Genomic DNA, 1,279 nt, shown 5'->3' with positions numbered 1-1,279 from the left:
AGGATTCACCGGTTCTGTTAATGTGCCGGAGACATCCAGTTCGGAGAAAAGGGCAGGATTATTGAGATAAGCCAGAGTATCATCAATTAATTGTCGGGATAGACAAGATCTCCACCCCGTCATGAACAGCTGCTTGTTGGCAATGATTCTGTTAGCAAGGACATGAATAAGCCTTTGCCGGACTGTTGGGTCAGTGCAACACTTATCCAGATATTCCTTATCATTAAAACGATTCAAAAAAAATTGAAAATGTTCAATGTAGTCTATTATGAGTTTGGCTTTTTCGGGCCGTAAACGTCTGTCGATAATATGGCTTTCTCCAGCACTAAAGGGTTCAGAATGCAGGACTATGGCATCTTGCTTCTGCCTTATTTCTTCCGGGAAACTGCAGGAATAATTGCCAGGAAAATACGGATAAACAATATTCATAACGCGGTTTTTAAAATCATCTTCTGCATTAACTTTATTAAAGAAAGAAAAAAGGACTCCTGTATCAAAAGCCTGGCTTATTTCAGGTCTTGTGCTTAACATTTGTGATAATGATTTTTTTCCTATTTCAATCAATTCCTGAAGCAATGAATCACTCAAATTTTCAACGACTATGACAAAAAAGGGATTAGCTTTTACCAATCTTTTTAACAACGAAGCAAATCCCTCCCTGCCATCTTTGTATCTTTCTATGCAATAATGATAAACATCAGACAAGGGGTAGATGCCTGAAACATAGCAATTCATTCTTATTTCCAGCGCTGCTGAAGTAGCTTTGAGAAGTACCTCTTCAAAGAAGTCAGGATCATTGATCGCCGTCATATATTTATTATAATTTTTGAAAAACTCGATAAAATTATCGTACAAACCGAAACCATTGAGTGAATCCAAAATGGATTTTTTTGTTAAAAACGGAGCCGGAACCTCTGATAATGTACACAACCCCTTCGATAATTGTAAAAGACAGTACTCTTCGTTTTTATCCAGGATGTCTTGTGGCAGGTCTTTAAGTTGTATCCTTCCTGAACGGATAAGCTGATCATACAAATCATCATCTTTAAAGCTGTCTGGAAGAACAGGCAAAGATTTTATTTTTGCTGCGATATCCAGACGCTCATAAATCGGTATTGCCAGTTTCGGCGGTGTACCATAGGGAATACCCTGCTGACTTGAATATTCAGTCAGAAAATCAATATCATTTTTTAATTCTTCAGTAAGGTCTGTGAAGTGATGTCTCAATTCTGTTCTCCTGACATCAGCCAGGAATATCTGTTTTCTCCTTTCAGTGGTT

Annotated in this window: 1 protein-coding gene; it reads right to left on the bottom strand. The window is 37.8% G+C overall.

Translation table 11 applies throughout. From position 1 onward, the window contains the following. Positions 1 to 1,227 (bottom strand): hypothetical protein (locus tag KDK19_RS05990; RefSeq protein WP_257291547.1); only part of this gene is annotated, 1,227 nt, incomplete at its 3' end. Positions 1,228 to 1,279: the final 52 nt, after the last annotated feature.

The sequence above is a fragment of the Endozoicomonas sp. ONNA1 genome (assembly GCF_024606325.1).
Lineage (GTDB): Bacteria > Pseudomonadota > Gammaproteobacteria > Pseudomonadales > Endozoicomonadaceae > Endozoicomonas_A.
The sequence above is the reverse complement of the archived record's forward strand: the minus strand, read 5'-3'. Positions and strand labels throughout refer to the sequence as shown.